We start from the raw sequence: 1,207 nt of genomic DNA, 5'->3' as shown, positions 1-1,207 counted from the left end.
ACTCACATCTTGCACCTAAACCACCTGCTTGCATAAGATTTCATATTCCCAGTCCAGCAGGGCTTTTTGTCGTAGGAGCTCCCATTCCAGCTCCGGTTTCAACACAAGCAAAGCTACTTTGCGGGCCAATTTCCCCCAGTCTGGAAACCCCTTTCTTTTCCCTCCAATTGCACGTGGGACAGCACATACGCCACCAGAGACAGCAACAGGTACCTCAAGACCCCCATTTTGCTGTGCTGACCAAAATGGTGCAGACCGAAGCGGTTTTTACAAATCTTGAAAACGCCCTCGATGGTCCACCTGCGACGCCCAGTACGACGAATATTGTTGGGCGTCATCTGCTCAGTAGACAGCACATAGCGTTTCTCCCAGCGTCCATTGCGCTCCAACCACACCCAGGAAAAGTAGATCGGCAGGGGTTTTTGATCTTGCTGCACGTTTTTCAGGTAGATGGTCCTGGTCCGAAAAGGGTACTGATTTAACTTTTTGCCCTCGGTGGTCTTTCGGGTGCTCCGGGTGCCCACAATGCACGAATAGCCCAGCTGGTGAACCCCTACGATGAATCCGGCAGCATCAAACCCACCGTCGGCCAGCACCCGAACTTTGAAGCCATTGCTCAGCGTTTTGGGAAACGCCTGAAGCATTCTCAGAGCATGCACGGTAGGGCTTTTGCTCCCTTTTCCGTTCCAGATGCGAAAATTCCACGGGAAGCAGTGCGGACCGATCTTGACGCACAACACGATCAAATGCAGACCACGAGCATTTTTCAGAACATGTAGCCAGCCGGGCAGCCCTTTAAATTTGCCGCGTTTCTCCAGGGTGGTCAAATCCACAATCAGTTCCAGATGGTGTTTTCTGCCTCTTCTCCCCTGGTAGGTTTGCAGGACGTCTGTGATCTGCTGCCGGGAGAGTCGAATGAGCTCCCTGGTGTCCCAGCGGTAGTGGTTCAAAAACCGGCTGATGGCACTTTCGGATTTAAGCTTGGAGGAGTGTGGCAAGGGTTTTCCGGTGGCAGCGAGGAACAGGACCATCAGGGCTTTGAAGGTCTGCTGCTGGTGGGGGGTGAAAATCTGCTGGAGGTTGTGGAAGAATGTTTTTGCGTACTGCTTCATGACAACCCCACTTTGGGGGAACAGTACGCTTTTTTTGTCCCTGCTGCATTTTTATCCCTTGCTAGACTTGGTTATTCCTGGTGCAAGATGTGAGT

The 1,207-nt window shown here is 52.1% G+C and carries 1 protein-coding gene; it reads right to left on the bottom strand.

Features of this window, described 5'->3' with window-relative positions; translation table 11 throughout:
- Positions 1-113: 113 nt before the first annotated feature.
- Complete coding sequence (locus tag DC3_RS28775; RefSeq protein WP_146892266.1) at positions 114-1,112, bottom strand: transposase; 999 nt, start codon at positions 1,110-1,112, stop codon at positions 114-116.
- Between the last annotated feature and the right edge of the window lie 95 nt (positions 1,113-1,207).

The sequence above is a fragment of the Deinococcus cellulosilyticus NBRC 106333 = KACC 11606 genome (genome assembly GCF_007990775.1).
Lineage (GTDB): Bacteria > Deinococcota > Deinococci > Deinococcales > Deinococcaceae > Deinococcus_C > Deinococcus_C cellulosilyticus.
The sequence above is the reverse complement of the archived record's forward strand: the minus strand, read 5'-3'. Positions and strand labels throughout refer to the sequence as shown.

Bases quoted from the DNA above. Each gene is read 5' to 3' on its own strand.
- DC3_RS28775 (WP_146892266.1), bottom strand. From the start codon at position 1,112: ATGAAGCAGTACGCAAAAACATTCTTCCACAACCTCCAGCAGATTTTC.